This window comes from Streptacidiphilus pinicola (assembly GCF_003258295.1).
GTDB classification, from domain to species: domain Bacteria; phylum Actinomycetota; class Actinomycetes; order Streptomycetales; family Streptomycetaceae; genus Streptacidiphilus; species Streptacidiphilus pinicola.
Map to the genome: position 1 here is coordinate 1 of NZ_QKYN01000108.1, position 3,768 is coordinate 3,768.

A 3,768-nucleotide genomic window follows, 5' to 3' on the forward strand; every position below is an offset into this window, starting at 1 on the left:
CGCAGAGGCAGACGGTCGACGGCCGCGGACGAGGCCAGACGCAGGCGGCCGGTCTCGGTCAGGGGTGCGTTACGGTGTGGCATGAGGGCCTTTCTGGGAGCCGGTGCAGATGTCGCAATCCACACCGAGCCAGAAGGCCCTCACCTATTTCAAGATCACCCCACCGTGAACCCCGTCACCAACCTCCGTGGTCAGAACACCTAGTCGTCGTGTTCGACAAGTGGGCCTGGCGCTGGTGGGGCATCCACCGGCTGACAGGACACCCTTACCTGGCGGGCACATGGCGCGTCATCCTGACTCCGAGCCCCAGCAGCAAGATCCCGGCATCCGGCAACCGCGGACCGATCCGCGCGTACCTGACCGTCGAGCAATCATTCTGGACACTCCACGCGACGTTGCGCACCAAGGAGAGCAGCTCGCACTCCACCAACGCCACGATCGACAAGACCGACGGCTCAGGTGTCGCGGAGTTGAAGTTCCTGTACGAGAACACCGCCCAGGTCGCCGTCCAGTCCCGCAGCCCAAGGCACACCGGCGCGTGCCGACTGAGCGTCAGCGGTCATACTCCGCAGAGAATGACGGGCCGCTACTTCACCGACCGGTTTACCGCCGGGGACATGGAACTCACCTTCATGAGCCGAGCCACCCACTATGCGACCTACCAAGAGGCCCAGGACGCCGACACTGCACCCTGACCAACCCCAACCCGCTCCCAACCTTCCGAACCATCGACTCCACAGCGACGACGAACCCTGAGGCCAGCAGCCCAGTGGCACGAGGTGACAGCATCTGCCAGTTCATGTGGCTCTATCAGCGACACTTCGCGAAACTCGTGCGCATCGAAGCCGACCGGCTCCTCGGACGCACCGGCTTCGCGGGCCGTCCGAAGGTCATGCTCGTGGGCTTCCAAGTCGGGGAGGAGCGCGCACACCCGATCTGCATCGAGCCGGAGGACGGCCCGTATGCCCCGGTCGACCTCGACAAGGCCCCCGAGCGGGCCGCCGAACTCTACGCGGAGCACTCGGACCGCGACACGTACTACACGGCGGCTCACATCATGGCGGACAAGCAGGCCGAGTTGCGCGACCGGACGCGAGCACAAGCCCTCGAAGAGCTACTTGGCGCCCATCCCGCATCAACAGGACGCACGTTCTTCGTCGGCCAGTCCGCGCACGTGGACGACTACGAGGTTCACACCGTCCTGAGTGTCGATTCCGACGCCCTGCTCCAAGTACCGCGGATCGCCGGCGCTGCAGGCTGGCCGGAGGCGAGCCCGGCGTCGATCACCGAGGCGACCATCGTCGAACTGCTGGACCAGGTGCCATGACCGCAACGTAGGTGGCCGTTCAGCGCGTACGGCTGCACCACTCCGCCAGTCTCGCCGGTCCACGCTTGAGGGTGACGTTCTTCGGAGGCCCGGAGCCAGTTGCCGTGACGAAACTGCCTCAGACCGTGAGACGCCGGGATCTACACTCAGCGCCGTGAACAAGAACGAGGCGGCTATCAAGCGCGGTGTCGAGAACGACGTCGCCTGGATCGGCCGGCTGCTTGCAGACTCGCAGGACCCGGCGTGTGCAGGCTGCGCCCCGATCGTGTGGCTGTGCGTCGAGGCCTACAGCTCGCTGATCGTGCACGAGTCTTACAGCAAGCTCAAATCCGGCCACCCGGAACTTTCGGCCCTGGTCTCGGGCGAGTTCGACGACGTGGTCAAACGCGGACGACACTCACTCAAGCTGTTCGAGGACACCGGCACGCACAGCGGACTCAAGGGCATTGACGGACAGATCGCCCGCTTCCGCGATGAGATCATCCCAGCGCACCGCGAGCACTTCATCGAGCCGGTGCCGCGCCTGGCCCGGTTCTGGGCCAAGGACCTTGGCCTGTTCACCTACGACGGCAAGATGATCGCAACGACGCACTCGATGACCTTCCACTTTGGCCTCGGTGGTGAGGCGATGCTGGCGAAGGCGGGCCCGGACATTGCGAAGCTCACCAGGTCCTACGGCACCTACTTCGCGCAACTCGGCGGCACGATCCCTGCTGTCGGTGCGACCTTCCTATCGAGGCTCGACCCAGCGAGCATGCAAACCGGACCGGACAAGGTCGCCGCGAACTACTACCCGAAGGTCTTCGACGGTTCCGGCAATCCGGACCTGAACGCATTGCTCACCGTATTCCAAGGGATGGCGAACTTCGCAGCCCACGCCATCCCCTGCACGGATGCCGCAGGCATCGTGGACTACACGGAGTTCAAGATCCGCTACATCGCGGCCTACCAGGTACTCTCCAGCCTCCGTGCCCTCCGCGACGACCGGGCCCACTCACTCACCCCACGCTCGCAAACCCGCCTCACCTCGATCCTCGAAACACCGGAGGCGAAGCAACTGCTCGATGCAAGCACCAAGCCGTTCCGCAACACCTTGATTCACTACGGCCTCGACACGCGTGTCCCGGCCGACGCGCTCGACCTGGCAGAACCGCTGTTCGGGTTGGCGCCGGTCTACTTCTCCTCGTGCGCTGACTCCGGTGATCTGTCGAAGCTGGTAGACGCGGCCCTCGCCGACACTGCCGCCGTACTCAACGACTGGTCTGCGCTCTGCTGAGCCGTCGGGCGCGGACGCACTTGGCACGCGGGGGCTGCCCGGGCCGCGCGATGCCTCCCGGGCGTGGCCCTGAAGATGCTGCGGATGAGTGCGGTCAGGGAACGGCAAGTTGGCCAGCGCTCCCAACCATCGGGACGCAGTCCGCACGCTATTGGTTGGCGTTCGGCACTTCGACCCCTGTAGATGCTTGCCGTCAATATGTCCATTTTATGACTACTCTTCGAAGGATCGAATCCCCGGGAGTCTGACTCGTCGAAGGGCTCGAAAGCGGACGCCTGAGTCGGTACCAATCAGGTGATGTCTTGCTGGCGCCATTGCGGTGGGAGCTTGGGCAGCCCGATCAGGACGTCGACGCCGAGGTGCTCGGCCATGAGGGCTTTGAGGTTGCGTCCGTTGATGAGGCGGATGCGGTTGCGGGCGGCGAAGTCGTGGCTGGCCTTGCCGAACCAGGACGTGGTCACCACGATGGCGTAGCTGGCGTTGACGTCGTTCATGACGCCGGCCATGGCCCGCACTGTGTTGGGGTCGATCACGTTGCGAGAGCGCTTGGCCTCGATGGCGAAGACCGTGACGCCGAGCGGGTCGCGTTTGACGGCGACTGCGTCGACGCCCTCGTCGCGTGACCCTGGGTGCGCCAGGTCTCGTAGCCCATGGCCTCGAAGAGCTGGCGTACGAGGCGCTCGAAGGCGAAGGGGTCCATCTGGAGGAGGTCGGGGCGGCTGTCGAGGCCGGTGACGGCGGCCGCATCGGTGGTGATGCGGTAGCGGTCCAGGTCGATCTCGATGACGGGGGGCACGGCTTCCAGGTCGTGCGGGTGCTCGGAGACGAGCGCGCCCAGGTGGCGCAGGCACTGCTGGGGGTCCAGGCGCGGCTCGTCCAGGACCAGGTCGGCGAAGTCTGTGCGGCTGGCGACGACGGTGACCACGCAGGGGCGGACCGGGCGGCCGGTGGCGGGGTCGGTGGTGCTGACGTGTCCGTTGAAGGCGATGCTGTCCACCAGTGCCGCGGGGGTCGCGGAGAACACCTCGTCCAGGGCGCGTAGCGCGAGGCGGGCGACAAGCTTGCGGTAGAGGTCCTGTCGTTCAGCGTCCTTGCGGGGCTGGGCCACGACTTCGGCGCGCTGGGCGACGAACCGGTACCCGGCCACCGGGGGCACGATCTCCAG

At 65.8% G+C, this 3,768-nt stretch carries 5 protein-coding genes; 3 read left to right on the top strand and 2 right to left on the bottom strand.

The genetic code is table 11. From position 1 onward, the window contains the following. Positions 1-209 precede the first annotated feature (209 nt). The 3 genes from DN069_RS39510 (at position 210) to DN069_RS26170 (ending at position 2,603) form a co-directional block, all read left to right on the top strand. Complete coding sequence (locus tag DN069_RS39510; RefSeq protein WP_133260041.1) at positions 210-695, top strand: Cap15 family cyclic dinucleotide receptor domain-containing protein; 486 nt, start codon at positions 210-212, stop codon at positions 693-695. A 104-nt stretch (positions 696-799) separates the two neighbouring features. Next, complete coding sequence (locus DN069_RS26165; RefSeq protein WP_133260042.1) at positions 800-1,327, top strand: hypothetical protein; 528 nt, start codon at positions 800-802, stop codon at positions 1,325-1,327. A 154-nt stretch (positions 1,328-1,481) separates the two neighbouring features. After that, positions 1,482-2,603, top strand: a complete 1,122-nt coding sequence (locus tag DN069_RS26170) for a hypothetical protein (RefSeq protein ID WP_111504906.1) — start codon at positions 1,482-1,484, stop codon at positions 2,601-2,603. Positions 2,604-2,893: 290 nt separating this feature from the next. On the opposite strand, the gene DN069_RS41860 is transcribed toward DN069_RS26170, so the two are convergent. Both DN069_RS41860 and DN069_RS41865 read right to left on the bottom strand, forming a co-directional pair. After that, entirely contained in the window at positions 2,894-3,241 is a 348-nt protein-coding gene (locus DN069_RS41860) for a restriction endonuclease (protein WP_243639738.1), read from the bottom strand. Beyond that, positions 3,133-3,768 (bottom strand): restriction endonuclease (locus DN069_RS41865; RefSeq protein ID WP_243639740.1); only part of this gene is annotated, 636 nt, incomplete at its 5' end. The genes DN069_RS41865 and DN069_RS41860, both read right to left, overlap by 109 nt.